Here is a 19,796-nt window from a genome sequence, read left to right on the forward strand (position 1 = left end):
AGACATAAAGCTGCCCTTCCAAAAGAAGTAATAACTCTTCTTTCAATTAAAGGACAGCTTCGTTATTATCCCGTACTCACTCAAACCTGATTAATAATTTTTGTGTCAGGTTGTCTGCCGGGAACTCGATTTCTTCCTCATTTACTTTCACTGTAATTCCAGGAACTGATCCTGTGCTGATGTATACTTCTTCTTGATCATTGATATCGATATTTAGGTCTTCGTCCTCAGCATCGTAAATTCTTTCGTCCGCCAGTCCTTCTCCACCTTTAGGAGCGGTTACAGCTAGATAGGCTTCACCGTCAAACTCAATCGTTAATTCACGCTCTTCTGCATTGGTAATTTCGTAAACATGCTCTGGAAATCCGCCGGAACCTGTTTCCTCAAGAGATATGTCGATTTCTTCTTCTTCTTCCTCCTCGGAATCTTCTTCTGAATCCTCTTCATTATTATTGTCATCACTTGAGTCTCCGTCTGAATCATCATTTGACTCTTCATTTGAGCTTTCATCATCCGCGCTGTCATCAGATTCATCATTATCTTCCTTATCTGAATCTGACACATTTACCTGATCTCCACTGTCATTCCCATCATCTTCATTGGCACTTTCATTCGGATTAGAAACCTGTAAGATAAAGTACCAGGCAACGAAAAGTAAACCAACGATTAAGACAATCGTTAGAATTGTAGGAAAAGCTTTAGAAACTCCGCTGTTTTTTGAAGGGCGGCCGTCCCCTCTTGACTTCTGCACACGGCTGTAAGTAACCACTTGCTCTTCTTCATTTGAAGGAAGTTCGCTTTTGTGATCCTCCATCACCTGCTCTGGATCCAGGCCCACTGCCGAAGCGTATTCCCTGATAAAAGCTCTTGTATAAAATTTTCCTGGTAAAACATTGAACTCATTTTTTTCAATTGCTTGAAGATACCTTTTTTGTATTTTAGTTGTACTTTGGACTTCTTCAAGCGTTAAACCTTTGTCCTCTCTCGCTTCTCTTAGGCGTAAGCCTATTTCCATAACTAACACCATCCATTATTTAAAAGTCAAACATTGAAAGCCCTTCATTTGTTTTAGTTTCCTTTTCTACCGTTTCATAAGTAATTTCTTCATCTTCATTATTCCGCAGTTCAATAATATAATCGAAGTCACTCATTTTATATTCTGTTTCCTGTACAAATATATCAGGGTGCTCAATAACCTTTGTAGCAGGAAGACGCATGATTTCCCGTACTAACTGCCAATGTTTTTCACTGGCTCTACGTGCAGACACAATTCCATCTATAATATACAAATAGTCTTCGTTATACTCTTCTTCTATTAATTGATTGCGGACCGTCTGTTTTAATAACGTGCTTGATACAAACAACCACCGCTTATTCGCACAGACGCTTGCCGCAACAATGGACTCTGTTTTACCGACCCGCGGCATACCTCTGATTCCTATGAGCTTATGGCCTTCTTTCATAAATAACTCAGCCATGAAATCAACTAGAAGTCCCAGATCCTCCCGATTAAAACGAAAAGTTTTCTTATCGTCTATATCGCTATGTATGTAACGTCCATGTCTGACAGCTAATCGATCTCTTAATTTAGGTCTTCTTAATTTTGTGATCTTAATGGTATCCATTGTATTTAAAATAGAGCGTAAACGTATAATCTGCTCCTCACTTTTACATAGAAGCAGCATTCCTCTATGAGAATTCTCAACACCGTTAATCGTGACTATATTTATCGCCATCATCCCTAATAATGAGGATATATCTCCAAGCAGACCTGGTCGGTTATACTGGATTTCATATTCTAAGTACCACTCTTTTTTTTCCATGATCCATCTCCTCTGGAAAATGTCGAAGTTTGTAAAAAAATTAGATTGAAATGTCCCTTTTTATATCATAAATGATTTTACCCTAATAAGAAAGACTGCAAACAGATTTAGTAAAAAAACCGTACAGGAGACCCTGCACGGTTTAAGTACACATTTTATGATTGGGACCCTTCACTTTGAACAAGTTTCACCATCATATTGGCAATTGTGTGCTGCTCTTTTTCATCAGCTACATTCCATAATTCTCTAAGCACAGCTTCCTGGTCATTTTTGGCTTCAACTTCCGTAGCTAAATAACCGCCAATTTCGTAAGCTAATTCTGAAACAGTGCGGTCGTCCATTCCTTGTCCTTCAGCCTGGTGAAGACGATCTCCCAAGAAATCCTTCCAAGAATCAAAGTTATCAAGTACAGCCATTTCATGTACCTCCTCAAGATGATTTTTCATATTTAGTATGAGGCAGGGAAAATGAAATTATGCAAAATTTATTAATTAATACCAGCCACCATTAATCCGCAGGGTGTGACCGGTAATGTAGCTTGAGTCTTCACTTAAAAGAAATTTAACCCCGGCTGCAACATCATTGGCCGTCCCTGCTCTGCCTAAGGGGATATCATTTATTACGTCTTCTTGTTCTTTCATTGAAAGACGGCTGTTCATCTGAGTTGAGATAAAGCCGGGGGTCACAGCATTCACGCGCACTTTACTCGGTGCAAGCTCTTTTGCCAAGGCTCTGACATAGCTGAGCTGTGCGCCTTTAACCGAGCTGTAAATGACTTCTGTGCTCGCTCCTTCTTCTCCCCAGATTGAAGAAATAACAACGATATTCCCCTGCCGCTTCCTAACCATACCAGGAATTAATACCTGCGAAATTCTCCACAACGCTTTTACATGAATGTAATAAAATTGATCCATTTCTATTGAAGAGACATCTTGAATCAGCTTAGAAGAATGATTACCTGGCGAAAATACCAGGTAATCCCATTCGTGGGGAATTAAATCAACAAACTCGTCTATTCCATTCGAAGAGGACAAATCTCCATAATAACTTCCGCCCCACTGACTTTCAGGGATGACCGACTTCATATGACGAATAACTGCTTTATTATTATTATAGTGAAGACCTACTTTTAATCCTTCGGCTGCGGCTGCAGCAGCAATATCCGATCCAATTTCTCCGCTTCCCCCTATTATTAAGACACTGCGCATCATTCTTGAGGCATCACCTTAAACACTGAGATTCGATCTTCCTTTATCCAGTGTTCTACATAACGATCAGCGTCTTCTGTGGTTAGAGACTCAATTACGGGAAGAACATCAAATAAATCGACACCCAGCGTATGGTAATGGGTGAATTGATTAGCTATAAACTCCAACGAATTAAGTGCACGCATAAACTGACCTATTTTCTTGCGTTTCATTCTTGTGAAATCTTCTTCCGAAATTTTCTTTTCCCTTAATGAATGCAGCATCTTTTTAACACGTTCTGCCAATTCACCCGGTTTTCTTGTATCGCCGCCAAGAATTGTAAATCCAAATTGACGATCAAGTTCCGTTTCAAATTGAAAACTATCGTCAATTAAATCTTCTCTGTATAACTCTTCGTAGAATTCTCCGCTTCGTGAGAAATAGAAATCAAGGATCATTCCTGATAACAATTCTGCACGCAGTAGTTCCTCCCCATTCAATGAAGAGACCTCTTCTTTAACACCGATCATAGTCTTAGCCGTCGTTACTGGCATGACTATAGAATCTTCCGCTTTGGCAACTGATGGTGATTCTTCAGGATAAAAACGGTTTATATCTGGAAGCTCTTTAAAATCTTTACTATCCTGATTAGCACGGATTTGATCCATCATTTTCTCAGGATTAATATTTCCTGCGACAAACAACACCATATTTGAAGGATGATAAAATGTTTCATAACATGTATACAAATCATCTTTTGTAATTTCCTGAATCGACTCTACCGTACCTGCGATGTCAACCTTTACAGGATGTTTGTCATACATACTCTGTATCGTGCCAAAGAAAGCTCTCCAGTCTGGCTGATCATCGTACATTCGAATTTCCTGTGCGATAATCCCTTTTTCTTTATCTACAGATGCCTTTGAGAAATAAGGCTCCTGCACAAAATTTAATAATGTATCAACATTTTTTTCAATCTGGCTCGTGGCAGAAAATAAATAGGCGGTTTTAGTGAAAGAAGTAAATGCATTCGCCGATGCGCCTAATTTAGTGAAATCCTGAAATACGTCACGATCTTCTTTTTCAAATAATTTATGTTCCAGGAAGTGGGCAATCCCCTCAGGAACTGTCACCTTATCTTCTTTACCTATCGGGGTAAAAGTCTGATCAATTGAACCATAGTTAGTGGTAAAGATTCCATAAGTTTTCGCCATTTCCGGCTTAGAAAGCAAGAAAACTTTTAACCCATTATCCATTGTTTCCTGATAAACGGATTCATTTAATTGTTCGTAAACGTGTTCTTTCATTATTCTTCCCCTCCCTTTTGGCTGGTTAGAAAGTATACCGTATCCAGTTCTATTTTTTTTGCCACGTTGATTACATCCGCTTTAGTTACTTTACGAACATTCTCTAAGATCTCTTTCGCCGGAATCGAAACGCCTGAGAGCATTTGATGGTAAAGAACTTCAATGAGTCCATTCGCATGGTCCATTGTTTCCTGCAGCTGGTTGATAACCTGCTCAGTTGACTCATTTACTTGGTCATCTGAGAAATCACCAGATTTCATAGCTTCCATCTGTTCTAAAATAATATTTTTTGCTTGATCAAAGTCTTTTGGATCTACTCCGCTGAATACGAGAAGTAATCCTTTATGACTTTCAAATCTCGATGCAGCGTAGTAAGCTAAGCTGTGTTTTTCCCGTACATTCATGAACAATTTAGAGCTCGGAAAACCACCAAATATACCGTTGAATACTTGTAAAGCATAATAATCGTCATCTCCAAATTTTATATTGGTTCTATAACCAATGTGAAGCTTCCCTTGATTTACATCTTCTTTCTCAATAATCTCTTTCACTTCACGCTTTTCACCTGCTGATGATTCCTGGTGATCATCAGAATTGTCACTCGATGAACGTGAAAAAAATTGATCTGCAAGCTTTTCTATTTCTGCTTCGTCAACATCTCCCGTAATATAAACATCCAGCAAATCACGGTTAATCATTTCCTGGTAATATTCATATAAGGATTTTGCATTAATATTCTTAAAGTCCTCTAAGTAACCGTGCACGTGCAGCGCATATGGCTCATTTTCACACATGTGATCAATCAACCGCATGTTCGCATAGCTCATTTTATCGTCTTTAATCGATTTAATCTTTTGTTCTAACGTTTGTATCTCACGATTTACAATAGTTTCATCAAAACCGCTGCTGTCTGCTTTAGGATCAAATAAAACATCACTGAAAATTTGCATAGCTCTTTCTAAAATAGGCTCTTGATTTGTCAGATAAGCTTCGTTTACCACTTCCATTCGAAAGGAAAGTACATGATTTTCACCTTTTTTCGTTCCATCACTGGAAAAGCCTGTTCCATATAAATTCTCTAGAGCGGACTGAAGAGACCTTACATTAGGATTTTTGTTAGTGGCTTTCTGAAGGACGTGAGGAAGTAATGCTCTTTCTGTAATTCCTTTTCTTTTTAAAGGTGATTTGAGCTTAGCTACAATCGATACGGTCTTATATTTTTTGCTTGGCAGAATATGTAATCTGTACCCTTGTTTATCATAAACCGATTCTTTTGATATTTTCATAAAAATCCTCCTCCATTATCGTCTATTATTATAAGCAGTTTTCAGCTTTTTCATCCCTGTTAAACTAATTATTATGCTACGTTAAATCGATAAAAAAGTAAAAAAATAAAGCCCGGTACTTTTGCACCGGACCGTAGAATGCTAACGATTTCCTTTTACATACGCTTCACCAAGAGACTTTGGTGCTTCTGCTCTCCCAATGAACCCTGCTAAGGCCAGGATGGTTAAAAGATAAGGCGCAATTAATAAAAAGACTTGAGGAACATCTGCAAGTAATGGAATCCCTGAGCCGACAACACTTAGGCTTTGAGCAAATCCAAAGAAAATCGCCGCCCCCATTGCACCCAATGGATGCCATTTACCGAAGATGACAGCTGCAAGTGCCATAAAACCTTGTCCCACGATCGTGGATTGGGAGAAATTCATTGCTATGGTAAGGGCAAATACAGCACCTCCAAGACCTCCAAACGCCCCTGACAGCATAACAGCAACGTATCTCATTCCATAAACATTAATACCATTTGTATCTGCGGCCATCGGATGCTCCCCTACAGAACGAAGGCGCAAACCAAAAGGTGTTTTAAACAATACGAACCATACTACAAAAGCCAGGATAATAGCTATATAAGAGGTAATATACATACTTGAGAAAAACAGATCACCTATAATAGGAATTTCACTCAATAACCATACATCTTTTGTATAAAAAGGTTGACTAATCATATCTGTCTGCCCTTTGTCATACCATTGTTTAGTCAGAAATACACCGATCCCCAAGGCTAAAAAGTTAATCGCCACCCCACTGACTACTTGATCGGCACGGAAAGTAATAGAAGCTACTGCATGTGTTAAAGCAAATACTGCCGAAATTATCATCGCTGCAATAATGGATACCCAGGGTGCAGCTGAGCCAAAAACATCAGCAAAGGCAAGGTTGACGACAATACCAACAAACGCTCCCATTACCATGAGACCTTCGAGACCAATGTTAATAACCCCTGATCGTTCACTAAATACACCGCCTAACGCGGTAAAAATAAGAGGGGCCGCAAAGAATAAGGCTTGCGGTATGATAGATTGCAAGATATCAAAAACGATCATTTATTTCCCCTCCTTCTTAAACCTGAGAATAAACCAGCGTATCATATAACTTGACGCGACAAAGAAAATAATAAGTGCAATGACGATTTCCACAAGCTCAGTAGGAACACCTGCGACTGTCGGCATGTTTAAAGCACCTATCTTTAAAATTCCAAATAAGAAAGCTGCCAAAACTACACCTAATGCCGTATTTGCACCTAATAAGGCAACTGCAATCCCTTCAAAACCAATATTCGTAAACCCTGATTTCGCAGCCAGGTAGCCATATGTTCCCAACCCTTCCATCGCCCCTGCTAAACCAGCAAATGCACCGGAAATCATCATCGCAAGGACAATGTTCTTTCCTACACTCATACCGGCATAATTAGAAGCATGTGGGTTGTAACCTACAGACCGGAGCTCGAAGCCTCTTGTTGTTTTATTAAGGATAAACCACATAATAACAGCCATTATTAGAGCAATGAATATCCCGTAGTGCATTCTGGAGTAAAATGTCATTTCAGCGAGCCATTCCGATGCAAGGGAAGCAGATCCAGCCACCCTTTCAGTCTGATCTTCTCCATCAGTAATAACGTGGCGGACAATAGCATTTGTCGAATAAAGAGCAATATAATTCATCATAATTGTCACTATAACTTCATGCACACCCAGCTTTGCCTTTAAAATACCAGGGATGAAGCCCCAGAATGCTCCGGCAGCAGCTGCTGCAATGATAGCGAGAGGTAAGTGGACCGCCATAGGAAGGTCAATGGCCACCCCTACCCAGACAGAGGCCAGCCAGCCGACAAACACTTGGCCTTCCACCCCTATATTTAATAAACCTGTCCGCAATGCAAAGGCTACTGCTAAACCAGACAATATATATGGAGTAACCATCCTTATGGTTTCCCCAAAGAAGTAACTGTCTCCAAAAGCACCTTCCCACAAAGCCCCATAGCCTAAAACAGGGTTATATCCAAAAATAAGCATAATTACAGCGCCGACAAGAAGTCCGAGAATAACTGAAATAATGGGAATAAGTATATTAATCGTACGGTTAGTAAACATTACTCAGCACCCGCTTTCTTAGCTGTATTCCCGGCCATTAATAAGCCGAGCTGCTGCTCATTTGTCTCTTCGGGATTTACCTCAGCAATGATCTGGCCGTCAAACATCACGGCAATACGATCGCTTAAATTTATAATTTCATCCAGCTCAAATGACAATAGAAGAACAGCTCTTCCTTTGTCTCTCTCTTCTATTAACTTACGGTGGATGAACTCAATCGCACCAACATCAAGGCCTCGGGTTGGCTGAGCAGCTATAATTAAGTCAGGAGACCTGTCGATTTCTCTTCCTATAATAGCTTTCTGCTGATTTCCTCCAGAAAGAGCCCTTGCTTTAGTCATTTCATTAGGTGTACGTACATCGTATTCACTTATTAAAGACTTGGCTTTTTCATAAATATGTTTAAAATTCATGATCCCTTTTTTGGAAAAAGGCTGTTGATAATAGGTTTGAAGTACCATATTATCTCCAATCGGAAAATCCAGAACCAAACCGTACTTATGCCTGTCCTGCGGTATATGAGAGATTCCAGCCTGCGTTACTTTTCTAGTAGATAGATTTGTAATCACTTTATCATGGAGCTGAATGGCACCAGAGTCTGATTTTCTTAAACCAGTTATAGCTTCGATTAATTCTGACTGGCCATTTCCATCAATCCCTGCTATGCCTACGATTTCACCCGCTCGAACTTCCAAATTCAACCCTTTCACCATATTCACATTTCTAAAATCTTTTACATATAAATCCTTTATAGTAAGAAACGTTTCTTTAGGCTCAGCTGGTTTTTTCTCTGTTTTAAAACTTACTTCTCTACCGACCATTAAAGAAGCAAGTTCATTTGGGTTCGTCTCGCTTACATTCACTGTGCCGATCCCTTCACCTTTACGAATAACGGTACATCGATCGCACACTTCCATAATTTCTTTTAACTTGTGGGTAATAAGTATAATAGATTTACCTTCTTTAACGAGGCTTTGCATTATGTCGATTAACTCTTTAATTTCCTGTGGAGTAAGCACTGCTGTTGGTTCATCAAAGATTAGAATATCGGCTCCTCTGTATAACGTTTTTAAAATTTCAACACGCTGCTGCATACCTACAGATATGTCACGAATTTTAGCTTTGGGATCTACGTTTAATCCATAACGTTTAGAAAGTTCAGATACTTCTTTTTCAGCTTTCTTTATGTCGACCGCTGCTCCTTTCCTTGGTTCACTGCCGAGGACGATATTTTCGGTTACGGTAAATGTTTCAACTAACATAAAATGCTGGTGTACCATCCCGATTCCTAAACGGTTCGCCACATTAGGATCTGTAATATTAACTTTATTTCCACGCACTCTTATTTCGCCTTTTTCCGGCTGATAAAGACCAAATAGAACATTCATCAGTGTTGATTTTCCAGCACCGTTTTCCCCGAGCAAAGCATGAATCTCTCCTTGCTTCACTTGTAAATTGATATTATTGTTTGCAACGATACCAGGGAATTCTTTACGGATATTCAACATTTCTATAACGTAATCCATTTTTCCCATACACCCCTTTTATATGCGACCATTGTCTCCCCATATTGCCCTAAAAAATCATCAAATGAAGAGATCCGGAATACTTCTCTTCATTTGATGATTTTCATAGATGCATAGGACTAATTTCCTTAGCCCCATACATCCATGGTCCACTATAGTGAGCTTTCAAATTCTTCTAATTCTTCATCTGTACTAGGAACTTCAACCTCACCATTTGAGATTTTCTCTTTCCACTCTTCCACTTCAGAAACTATATCTTCCGTCATGGCGTCTTCATTTGTCTTAGCGATACTAATTGCATCATCATCAAGACCATACTCCATAACTTCTCCTCCAGGGAAGTCACCTTCCATCGTTAAAGAAGCTACTTCGTTGACAGCTACGTCGACTCGTTTCACCATAGAAGTTAACGTAATATTATTTCCGTCAATTTCCCCTTCCTCATGTTGGTCACGGTCAACCCCGATCACCCAGAGATCCTCGTCAGGATTGTTTTGCTTTCTGTCTTTTGCTTCAGCAAACACTCCATTCCCTGTAGCACCGGAAGCGTGATAGATGACATCGATGTCATTGTTATACATATTAGATGCAATTAATTTTCCTTTATCGGCTGCGGCAAAGCTCTCAGCGTATTGTCTATCAATTTCAATATCTGGATTTACTGACTTCGCACCAGCTACATAACCTGATTCAAATTTTCTAATCAAGTCGCCATCTTCACCGCCGACAAACCCGATCTTATCTGTTTCAGTTTTAAGAGCAGCAGCAACACCCGCCAGGAAAGATCCTTCATGCTCTTTAAATGTAATGCTTACAATATTGTCCCCTTCTGTTACTGAGTCAACTAGACCAAAGTTGGTTTCAGGGTTTTGCTCTGCTACTTCTTCAAGAGCAGGCTGTAGTAAGTATCCAATTCCGTAGATTAAGTTAAAATCTTGGCGTACTAAACGACTTAAATTAGTAGTGTAGTCACCTTCGCTGTCAGACTGAGCGTAATCGTATCCTTCTCCCTCTTCAAGACCATTCTCATCACCGAACGCCTGCAGCCCTTCCCATGAGGATTGGTTGAAAGATTTATCATCAACGCCCCCAACATCTGTAACCATAGCCACTGAGAAGTCATCATCAGCAGCAGCTTCTTCTCCGCCTTCCTCAGAAGAGTCTCCGCCATCACCGCTCGATTCACCCTCCTCAGATGAACCACAAGCAGCAAGTACGAAACCAATCGAAAGCAATAATGCCAAAATCAGCAGAAAACGACTTTTCAAAACGATTACCCCCTAAATTTGTTAAGTATTACGAAAATTCAAACAACTAAAATTTTTTAAACGTCCCTGCAGACATCCTCACCTCCTTAAAATTCAAGGTAAAACTACACACGTCTTCTTAGAACATGGAAACTAAATTTGTCCGCTCGAAAATAATTAGAGGACAATAGAATAGGTTCGTCGTCTTTTGTATAATGCATTTGTTTAAGCAGCAGTAATGCTTGATCGGGTTCGCAATTTAAAATAGGGGAAATCTTCTCGTGATAGCCGATAGGTTCAATATCTGTAACCGCATAGCTGATCGTCTTTCCTGTAAAACGTTCGAGAATCCCGAAAAGGGAATCTGCTTCTCTAACTTGATCAATAGGAATAAGTCCTTCTGGAATTCTATCTTTACAGTAGACAACGGGCTGTTGATCAGCTGTTCTCACACGCTCAACTTTGGCTAACATATGTATTGCTACAGGGGAGAATCGCTGACGTTCATCTTCGGTGGGTTCTATTAGTTCCGCAGATAAATACTGTGAGCCGGGAACCATTCCTGATTTTGAAATCATACCGGTTACAGTGTCTAATTCTTCAATACCTGAAGTAAAGACAGGCTTAGGATTAACAAACGTTCCAACCCCATGCCTTCTCGTCACGATATTTTCTTCCTCAAGAATTCTAAGAGCTTCTCTCAAAGTGGCTCTTGAAACTCCTAAAGACTTAGACAATTGGAACTCTGATGGAAGTTTTTCTTTTTCTAAATACACACCATTTTCAATATCTCTTTTGATCTGCTCTATCACTTGTAAGTACAAGTGACGTGTATCCTGCCTGATCGACATAACTTTCACTCCAAATCTATTTGCCTATAGGTAAGAGATCTGACATCTGACGTTCGACACATCATATTCGAGAATAATATAACACTTTTCTTTAAATAAATAAATAGAATTAGGACATTTTTATCGAATAGTACACATATTTATTAAATCAGAATATTAAAATTATTAAAATATTGTAAAAAAACTGATGCTATGTAAGCATCAGTTTTGGCTTTCTTCAACTGTATTAGTTACAAGTACAGTACGAGGTTTACTTCCTTCATAAGGACCTACTACTCCATTATCCTCCATTGCATCTATTAACCTGGCTGCTCGCGTATAACCCACACGAAATCTTCTTTGAATCATTGAAACACTTGCGCTCTGCATTTCAATAACCATCTGCACGGCTTCAGGATACAAATCATCGTCCACCTCTGTATAGGATTCAGATTCTTCATCTGGTATCATTTCTTCCTGATACTGGGCTTTTTGCTGTTCGACACAGAAATTAACGATCCGTTCTACCTCATCATCGGAAAGAAAAGCCCCTTGAACACGTGTCGGCTTATTCGATCCTACAGGAGTAAATAACATATCCCCTCTTCCCAGCAGTTTTTCTGCACCACCGGTATCCAGGATCGTTCTGGAATCTGTTTGAGAAGAAACACTAAAAGCAATTCTGGATGGAATATTAGCTTTAATCACACCTGTAATTACATCTACTGAAGGACGTTGAGTAGCAATAATTAAATGAATCCCTGCGGCACGGGCCATTTGGGCTAAACGTGTTATCGCATCTTCTACGTCATTTGAGGCGACCATCATTAGATCCGCTAACTCATCTACAAGTACGATAATGTAAGGAAGAAAAGGCTGGTCATCCTCATTTTCCCGATTATGCCTTTTAATATATTCGTTATATCCCTCTATATTTCGAGTACCGGACTCAGAAAACAAATCGTAGCGCCGTTCCATCTCCGAAACAACCTTCATCAAAGCACGTGATGCTTTTTTCGGGTCCGTCACAACCGGCGCTAACAAATGTGGAATTCCATTATAAACATTCAGTTCTACCTTCTTCGGGTCAATCATCATCATTTTGACTTCATGAGGTTTGGCCCGCATAAGAACACTGGTAATAATCCCGTTAATACAAACACTTTTACCGCTGCCTGTCGCCCCTGCGACGAGAAGGTGAGGCATTTTATTCAGTTCAGCCATTACTGCTTCCCCGGAAATATCGCGGCCGAGAGCAAAGCTGAGCTTAGCATCCGGGTGCGCTTTCCCTTGTTCCAGAACTTCTCTGAGCGACACCATGGAAACTTCCTGGTTGGGGACTTCAATGCCTACGGCTGACTTACCTGGTATCGGAGCTTCTATACGAATATCTTTCGCAGCCAGCGCCAACGCAAGATCATCATTTAAGTTGACAATTTTACTAACCTTTACTCCTACATCAGGATACACTTCATATTTAGTTACTGAAGGCCCTACATGTACCTTTGTAACTTTAGCTTTAACACCAAAGCTTTGAAACGTCTGCTCTAATTTCTTAACTGTCGCTTGAATGTGAGCCCTGCCTTGACTTTGTGGACTGGAAGTAGGTTCGTCCAGAAGTTCATAACCCGGAAGTCTGTAATCAGGGTTTTCAAGTTCAGCAGTATTCATAGTTTTATCTAAATCCGCTTCACCCTTAGCTGCTCCTGTATCCTCGGGAACCTCAGTTTTTTGATAGGCCTGTTCAGTGAAATCTTGAATGATAGGTTCATAGTCTTCTTCGACAGCAGAAGCCTGTTCAGGTTCGACAATAGGAACATCATTTGAAGCGGAGGGTTCCACTCTACGCTCTTCCTGGCTCTGTTTTTTATCTTTCCTGACTTGTCTGTTTTCTTTAAAACGGCTGTATGATTCTTTGCTTTTATCGGTGAAGTAGGCAAGTAATTCGCCGATAGAGCGTTCCGTAAAAAACATAGCACCGATAATAAATAGAAACATGGAAAATATAACTGATCCTGTCGCCGAAAATAAATAATACGTGATGAGCAGTAAAAAGGCACCAATCATTCCTCCACCTATACTGGTCGAGGACATCTCCCCTCTCATCATCAAAATTAGCCGGTCCCAGGTTAGTTCAAAAACTCCCCCATTATTATTTAAGTCAGGTGCCAGTGTCTGCACGTGGGTAAAGAGCAGCAGAGCTGCCAGCATAATATATATTCCAACGAGCCGTTTATGTAGAAAATGCGGCCATTTTCTTTTAATCATCAAATAAATACCTGTAATTAAGAAAAATATCGAGGCCGTAAAATACCATACTCCCAGTAATACCTGCCAGATTCGTTCTAATCCCCCGGGAATAGCCCCTTCGCTGATTAGGGAGGCACCGCTGCCGAATACAGCTATAAATATAAAAAATACACCAACGAGCTCAAATTTCACGTGCTGTTTTAAGGCAGATTTCTTTTTTCTTGATTTCGTTTTTTTCTTTCTTGCCACTGGTGACACCTCCGATCATGTTGAAAAGAAGAGGATGCCGTGTGCTGAATTCAGCTACGACATCCCTTTTCTCTCTCCCTGATTATACCACAGGCTTAGGATTGTTAGTAGCCCAGCCATTGTCCTGGTTGTAAAGATGGGTCCATATAATCCTGAGGATCAGTAGATAATAATTGAATAATTTGTTTTTTACCATTGCCATGATCAAAGCATTTGACCTGTGTATTGTTAAAAGTTTCATAAACAATAGAATTTTCCGCCTCGTTTTGAGGGAATACATCATACTCACTAAGCGGGGTATATAGAATCGTCATTGAACCACCTTCTGTTCGCCTTTGTTCGCTTCAATAAATCCATTCAGTTTGTTCATTGCTTCTTTCACACCGCCGACAGCATCAATTAAACCTACGTCAACTGCTTTCTGACCGACGACGTTTGTACCGATGTCACGGGAAAGGTTCCCTTTTTCAAACATTAACTCCTTAAATTTTTCTTCTTCTACATTGGAGTGCCTTGTAACAAAGTTAATCACACGGTCCTGCATTTTATCCATGTATTCAAATGTCTGGGGAACACCTATGACTAATCCGTTAAGACGAATAGGGTGGATGGTCATTGTTGCTGTTTCTGCAATAAACGAATAATCAGCAGCTACTGCAATAGGAACTCCAATGGAATGACCCCCTCCGAGAACGATGGATACAGAAGGTTTTGATATGGATGCAATCATCTCAGAAATGGCTAACCCTGCTTCTACGTCGCCGCCAACTGTATTTAATAAAACCACAAGTCCTTCAATCTTAGGATTTTGTTCGATTGCGATCAGCTGAGGAATGAGATGTTCGTATTTCGTTGTCTTATTTTGAGCAGGCAGCTGAACATGACCTTCCACCTGCCCGATAATAGGAAGGACATGAATATTAGAATCCCCAGCATTTGCTACGTTGGACTGACCAAGCTGTTGAATTTTATCAACTAATTCCGATTGGTCTTTTGATTCATCTTTATCTTTATCAGTCTGTTCGTTATTCTGATGTTCACTCATTAGGTTCGTGCTCCTTTCATACTTTGTCTTAGTATGAATCAGAACTGTTGAAACATACAAAAAAACAGCAAAGCGTTAACTTTGCTGTTTCAATCCTGTCATGAGCTGCTGAATCACTTCACGTTCCTCAGCAGTTACCGGAACAAGCGGCAAGCGTACTCCGCCTGTATCAAGTCCTTTGATTTGCAGAGCTGTTTTCACTGGAGATGGTGAAGGTGCCATAAACATCCCTTTTAATATAGGAAGCAGTTTACGATGAAGCGCGGCTGCTTCTTTCCCTTTGCCTTCATCATACAGTTTCAGCATTTCCTGCATTTCTAAGCCCACAACGTGTGAAGAAACTGAAATTATCCCATTTCCTCCGATAGCATATATAGGTAATGTTAAATTGTCATCTCCACTGTAAAGTGTGAAATCATCAGGGGTATTTTCTATGATTCTCGCCATACTGTCTAAGTCCCCTGTGGCTTCCTTTACTGAAACAATGTTTGGAACCTTAGACAATTCAAGAATGGTATCCACGTTAATACGCACAGCAGATCTGCCGGGGATATTATAAAGCATAACAGGTATGGTTATGGATTCAGCAATTGTTTTGAAGTGCTCATACAGCCCCCGTTGGTTTGGTTTATTATAATAAGGGGTTACAAGCATAACAGCATCCACTCCCACTGCTGCTGCTTTCTCAGATAACAAAATGGAACCGTGAGTATCATTACTGCCCGTTCCCGCTATAACTGGAACACGGCCATTTACCGTTTGGACGACATGATCCCAAAGAGCCACCTTTTCTTCAATTGTTAATGTTGGAGACTCACCCGTTGTTCCTGCTACAACCAACCCGTCTGTCCCATGATCGATCAAATATTCCACTAATGCAGTGGTTTTATTTAAGTCTAAATTGCCGTGGTTATCAAAAGGGGTAACCATAGCAGTTAACACTTTACCAAAATCCACGCCCTATTTCCCCTTTCATCTATCTACATTCAATTCAAATATTTCGTGTAGGGCATTTACTGCTTGTATGAGATCTTCATCTTTTACCAGCACCCAAATTGTCGTATGAGAGTCTGCGGATTGAAGAATCTGCACACCTTTCTCGATTAAAGTCTGCACAATTTTTGCTGTGACTCCCGGTACCCCTGTAATTCCTGCACCCACAGTGGATACTTTTGCACAGCCTTCACGCACCTCTGGCTCATAACCAACATTCTGTAAAATCGACACTGCCTGAGTTGTGTATTTACTATCTATTGTATAGCTTACTCCACTTGGCGAAATATTAATAAAATCTACAGAAATATTCGCTTCTGCCATTGATTTAAATACTTCGGATTGTAACTTGGAAGGATCTTCTTTTGATTGAACTTTAATCTGGGCAATACCGGCCATATGAGCAATACCAGTCACAAGGCGGTCCGGCAGATCGTTGCCCGCTTCTCCTTCTCTTGAAGCAGCAACAAGAGTACCGGGCTGACCTGAATATGTTGACCTTACACGCATAGGCACTTTGGCATGCATGGCGATTTCCACTGCCCGCGGGTGAATAACTTTTGCACCCTGATAAGCCAGGTTACAAATTTCATTGTAAGTTACCGCATGCAGCGCTCTAGCCGACTCTACGATACGTGGGTCCGCTGTCATAATTCCTTCAACATCGGTGAAAATATCTATATACTCAGCTTTCAGGGCAGCTCCAAGAGCAGCAGCACTAGTATCGCTGCCTCCACGCCCGATGGTCGTTGTATCACCGGATTCTGTTTTACCCTGAAATCCGGCTACAACAACTACATCATGCGTTTCCAGTTCAGTTAATATTCGAGTCGTGTCCATACGTAGAATTTTTGCTTTTGTAAAATCATCGTTTGTTAAAAATCCAGCTCCCGCACCTGTCAAACTGGCAGCAGTGACTCCTGATTCCAGCAATTCATGGGTAAAAACAACTGAAGATATCGTTTCCCCGCAAGACATGATCATATCTTGTTCTCTTGCTGAAATTTTAGATAATGGAAAATCAACGAGACCAAGCAATGAATCTGTAGCATATGGGTCACCTTCACGACCCATGGCTGATACTGTGACAACTACTTTATAGCCTTCACTCAAAGCTTTTTTAATATGAGTAATTGCGCGTGAGCGACCTTCTTCGTCACGAACGGAAGTACCTCCAAATTTTTGGACTAATAATTTCATGTTCACACCTCAATTATTCTTGTTTACAACCACTGATTAGCAATTACACGTTCAGCGATCTGCACAGAATTCCAAGCAGCTCCTTTAAGTAAATTATCAGAGACTACCCAAAGGTGGAACCCGTTTTCCTGATCGAGATCCTTGCGAATCCGACCGACAAATACGTCACGCTTACCTGCAGCGCTTAATGGGGTAGGATAAGATTGATTGGAAGGATCATCTTCCAATACAATTCCTTCAGCTTCCGCAAGTAAAGATTTAACTTGATCAACCGTAACCCCTTCCTGACCGACCTCTACATAGACGCTTTCCGCATGGGAAGTAAAGAACGGTAAACGTACACATGTAGCCGCTACAGGAAGAGATGGCGCATGCATAATTTTCTTTGTTTCATTAATCATTTTCATTTCTTCAAAGGTGTAGCCGTTCTCCTGGAAAACGTCAATTTGCGGAAGTGCATTAAAAGCAATTGGGAAGTGTTTCTTGTCTCCTCCTACTGGTAAAATGTTTGCTTCCAGTTCCTCTCCATTAAGAAAAGCCTGTGATTGATCCCTTAATTCATCTGCTGCTTCATTCCCAGCACCTGATACTGCCTGATACGTAGAGACAATAACCCGGTTAAGGCCTAAATGTTGCTTAATCGGCTCAAGGGCAGCTACCATTTGGATTGTAGAACAGTTCGGATTAGCAATTATACCGTTATGACCTTTAATGTCTTCTTCATTAACTTCAGGCACAACTAATGGAACAGTTTCATCCATGCGGTAAGCACTAGTGTTATCTATAACCAGCGCTCCCCGTTTTACAGCTTCAGGAGCAAGTTTTTTTGATACAGATCCGCCTGCTGAGAAAAGAGCAATATCAATATTGTCAAAACTTTCCGGAGTGGCTTCTTCTACTGTATATTCGCTTCCTCTAAATGGTACTTTGGTTCCCGCTGAACGGCTGGAAGATAATAACTTCAGTTCATTGATTGGGAAACTACGATCTGCAAGTGTGTCGAGCATCTTTTGACCGACCGCTCCTGTTGCACCTACTACAGCTATGTTATATTGGTTAGATTGTGTCATAATGATATCCCCTTTCACGTAATTAATAGTTCAACTGTCGTTAAGAGTCACTATTTGTTATTCTATCATACTTGCTCAAAAAACTGTTATGAAAATATAGATTTACGCCTGGTATCGTTCAATTAATACGGGCTGTTTCTGCTTTCCGTCCAGCGCATCTTCAATCGTTTCAGGAATCAGCGTCATATCAGCTACGAGAGAGTTCGGTTTTTTAAATGGGTGGTCCTGCCCAAATGGAACAAAATAGATATTTTTGGCAGCCATTAATTTCATGATATTTACTCCGTTTAATCCTAACGCATCATTTGTAGAGATCGCAAGCACTACTGGATTCTCGTTTCGAAGTGTTGCTTTTGCTGCCATTAACACCGGGGAGTCAGTTAAAGCATTTGCAAATTTACTGGTAGAGTTCCCTGTCATCGGGGCAATCACCATACAGTCTAGAGGTCTTTTAGGTCCTAGAGGTTCTGCATCGGGTATTGTCATAATGATTGGTTCTCCCGTTATGCTCTCTATCGTTTTTATATGATCGGCTGCATCACCGAACCTTGTATCTGTTTTTTGAACGGTATAGGATAAAACCGGTACAATTTCTGCACCTAAATCTTTTAACTGCTTCAAAATAGGAAAAACTTCGTGATACGTACAGTGAGATCCTGTTAATCCAAATCCAATGGTCTTACCTTTTAAACTAGCCATTATTCCTCCGCCTTTCGATCAAGCTCTTGTAATTCCTTACAAATAACATTAGCAACTATACGACCAGCTGTTTTTGGAGCAACCAGACCTGGTAAACCAGGTAATAAAATAGCTTTGATGCCTCTTTTTTCTGCGTAGCGGAAATCAGATCCTCCAGGCTTTGATGCGAGGTCTAGTATAAGTGCGTGGGATGGAAGTTTTTTTATAATTGATGCGTTTACTACAGGGGACGGTACCGTATTTATGAGATAATCATAGTTCATATCATACGAACTGATCTTCCCCATATCAATGAAATCAAGCCCCATTTCATGAACTCTTGCAGCACCAGAGTGTGAACGAACGCCGACTGTTACTTTAGCACCAAGCTGATCAAATGCCCGTGCCAGACTCATACCCACTCTACCCAAACCAAAGATTACAACCTTTGAGCCGTGAATAGTAAAATCTGTGTGTTGAATGGCCATCATGATGGTACCTTCAACCGTCGGAATGGAGTTATAAATAGCCACATCATCTCTGTTCATGAGAGGGATCAGCCTTCGATCCGCATCATGAACAATTTTTTTCAGTGTCTCATTCGCAATTCCTGAGTAGATTTGACAATGTGATGGTGTTTTTTTCAGCCATTCTGTCTGCAGGCATAATGTACGGTTTGTAAAAATACCGTCTACACAGCCATTTTCATCTGTACCTGAAATAGGGAGTATGATTGCATCAAGAGAGTTTACATGGAAACCATCAAAATCCAAATCAATGCATTCAGTGAAGCTGCCATTTAATTGATCAAACCCGGCTAAGTACACTTGAGCATCCCATTCATGTAATCTTCGTATGATTTCAATCTGGCGGGCATCTCCGCCTATAACCGCAACGTGGAATCCTGTTAACATGCCGGAAAGTCTCCTTTTTATTAGGTTTCATCTCCTTGTATCG

General features: G+C 40.5%; 19 protein-coding genes. All 19 read right to left on the reverse strand.

Features of this window, described 5'->3' with window-relative positions; genetic code table 11:
- Window positions 1–76: 76 nt before the first annotated feature.
- Window positions 77–1,015 carry a helix-turn-helix domain-containing protein gene (locus LF822_RS03715; protein WP_253922609.1) on the reverse strand — a complete coding sequence of 313 codons (939 nt, stop codon included), beginning with the start codon at window positions 1,013–1,015 and terminating at the stop codon, window positions 77–79.
- A 19-nt stretch (window positions 1,016–1,034) separates the two neighbouring features.
- A complete protein-coding gene (locus tag LF822_RS03720) occupies window positions 1,035–1,823 on the reverse strand; it encodes a DUF3388 domain-containing protein (protein ID WP_253922610.1) in 789 nt (262 codons plus the stop codon).
- Between the two features lie 155 nt (window positions 1,824–1,978).
- On the reverse strand, window positions 1,979–2,239 hold the full coding sequence (locus LF822_RS03725; RefSeq protein WP_253922611.1) for a DUF3243 domain-containing protein: 261 nt from the start codon (window positions 2,237–2,239) through the stop codon (window positions 1,979–1,981).
- A 75-nt stretch (window positions 2,240–2,314) separates the two neighbouring features.
- Window positions 2,315–3,034 carry an elongation factor P 5-aminopentanone reductase gene (gene ymfI / locus LF822_RS03730; protein ID WP_253922612.1) on the reverse strand — a complete coding sequence of 240 codons (720 nt, stop codon included), beginning with the start codon at window positions 3,032–3,034 and terminating at the stop codon, window positions 2,315–2,317.
- On the reverse strand, window positions 3,031–4,317 hold the full coding sequence (gene yfmH, locus LF822_RS03735; protein WP_253922613.1) for an EF-P 5-aminopentanol modification-associated protein YfmH: 1,287 nt from the start codon (window positions 4,315–4,317) through the stop codon (window positions 3,031–3,033). Before yfmH ends, ymfI begins: the two co-directional genes overlap by 4 nt.
- Window positions 4,317–5,603: an EF-P 5-aminopentanol modification-associated protein YfmF gene (yfmF, locus tag LF822_RS03740; RefSeq protein ID WP_253922614.1), complete on the reverse strand. Its 1,287-nt coding sequence runs from the start codon at window positions 5,601–5,603 to the stop codon at window positions 4,317–4,319. Before yfmF ends, yfmH begins: the two co-directional genes overlap by 1 nt.
- Window positions 5,604–5,744: 141 nt before the next feature.
- Complete coding sequence (locus LF822_RS03745) at window positions 5,745–6,704, reverse strand: ABC transporter permease (RefSeq protein WP_253922615.1); 960 nt, start codon at window positions 6,702–6,704, stop codon at window positions 5,745–5,747.
- The gene (locus tag LF822_RS03750; RefSeq protein ID WP_253922616.1) at window positions 6,705–7,751 is read right to left on the reverse strand and encodes an ABC transporter permease; all 1,047 of its coding nucleotides are present in this window, start codon (window positions 7,749–7,751) and stop codon (window positions 6,705–6,707) included.
- Window positions 7,751–9,277, reverse strand: a complete 1,527-nt coding sequence (locus LF822_RS03755) for an ABC transporter ATP-binding protein (protein ID WP_253922617.1) — start codon at window positions 9,275–9,277, stop codon at window positions 7,751–7,753. Before LF822_RS03755 ends, LF822_RS03750 begins: the two co-directional genes overlap by 1 nt.
- Window positions 9,278–9,429: 152 nt before the next feature.
- Window positions 9,430–10,545 (reverse strand): BMP family lipoprotein, encoded by a 1,116-nt coding sequence (locus tag LF822_RS03760; RefSeq protein WP_253922618.1) that lies wholly within the window; start codon window positions 10,543–10,545, stop codon window positions 9,430–9,432.
- A gap of 104 nt (window positions 10,546–10,649) precedes the next feature.
- Window positions 10,650–11,375, reverse strand: a complete 726-nt coding sequence (locus LF822_RS03765; RefSeq protein WP_253922619.1) for a GntR family transcriptional regulator — start codon at window positions 11,373–11,375, stop codon at window positions 10,650–10,652.
- A 201-nt stretch (window positions 11,376–11,576) separates the two neighbouring features.
- A complete protein-coding gene (locus LF822_RS03770) occupies window positions 11,577–13,853 on the reverse strand; it encodes an FtsK/SpoIIIE family DNA translocase (RefSeq protein WP_253922620.1) in 2,277 nt (758 codons plus the stop codon).
- A gap of 104 nt (window positions 13,854–13,957) precedes the next feature.
- Entirely contained in the window at window positions 13,958–14,167 is a 210-nt protein-coding gene (locus LF822_RS03775) for a YlzJ-like family protein (protein WP_253922621.1), read from the reverse strand.
- Window positions 14,164–14,898 (reverse strand): ClpP family protease, encoded by a 735-nt coding sequence (locus LF822_RS03780; RefSeq protein WP_253922622.1) that lies wholly within the window; start codon window positions 14,896–14,898, stop codon window positions 14,164–14,166. Before LF822_RS03780 ends, LF822_RS03775 begins: the two co-directional genes overlap by 4 nt.
- A 75-nt stretch (window positions 14,899–14,973) precedes the next feature.
- Window positions 14,974–15,855: a 4-hydroxy-tetrahydrodipicolinate synthase gene (dapA, locus tag LF822_RS03785; RefSeq protein WP_371925819.1), complete on the reverse strand. Its 882-nt coding sequence runs from the start codon at window positions 15,853–15,855 to the stop codon at window positions 14,974–14,976.
- Window positions 15,856–15,870: 15 nt separating this feature from the next.
- Entirely contained in the window at window positions 15,871–17,091 is a 1,221-nt protein-coding gene (dapG, locus tag LF822_RS03790) for an aspartate kinase (RefSeq protein ID WP_253922623.1), read from the reverse strand.
- 23 nt (window positions 17,092–17,114) lie between these two features.
- Window positions 17,115–18,161: an aspartate-semialdehyde dehydrogenase gene (gene asd / locus LF822_RS03795; protein ID WP_253922624.1), complete on the reverse strand. Its 1,047-nt coding sequence runs from the start codon at window positions 18,159–18,161 to the stop codon at window positions 17,115–17,117.
- Window positions 18,162–18,263: 102 nt separating this feature from the next.
- Window positions 18,264–18,860, reverse strand: a complete 597-nt coding sequence (locus LF822_RS03800; protein WP_253922625.1) for a dipicolinate synthase subunit B — start codon at window positions 18,858–18,860, stop codon at window positions 18,264–18,266.
- Window positions 18,860–19,753 carry a dipicolinic acid synthetase subunit A gene (gene dpaA, locus LF822_RS03805; protein WP_253922626.1) on the reverse strand — a complete coding sequence of 298 codons (894 nt, stop codon included), beginning with the start codon at window positions 19,751–19,753 and terminating at the stop codon, window positions 18,860–18,862. Before dpaA ends, LF822_RS03800 begins: the two co-directional genes overlap by 1 nt.
- Window positions 19,754–19,796 lie beyond the last annotated feature (43 nt).

The organism is Halobacillus sp. A5, assembly GCF_024189315.1.
Lineage (GTDB): Bacteria > Bacillota > Bacilli > Bacillales > Halobacillaceae > Halobacillus_A.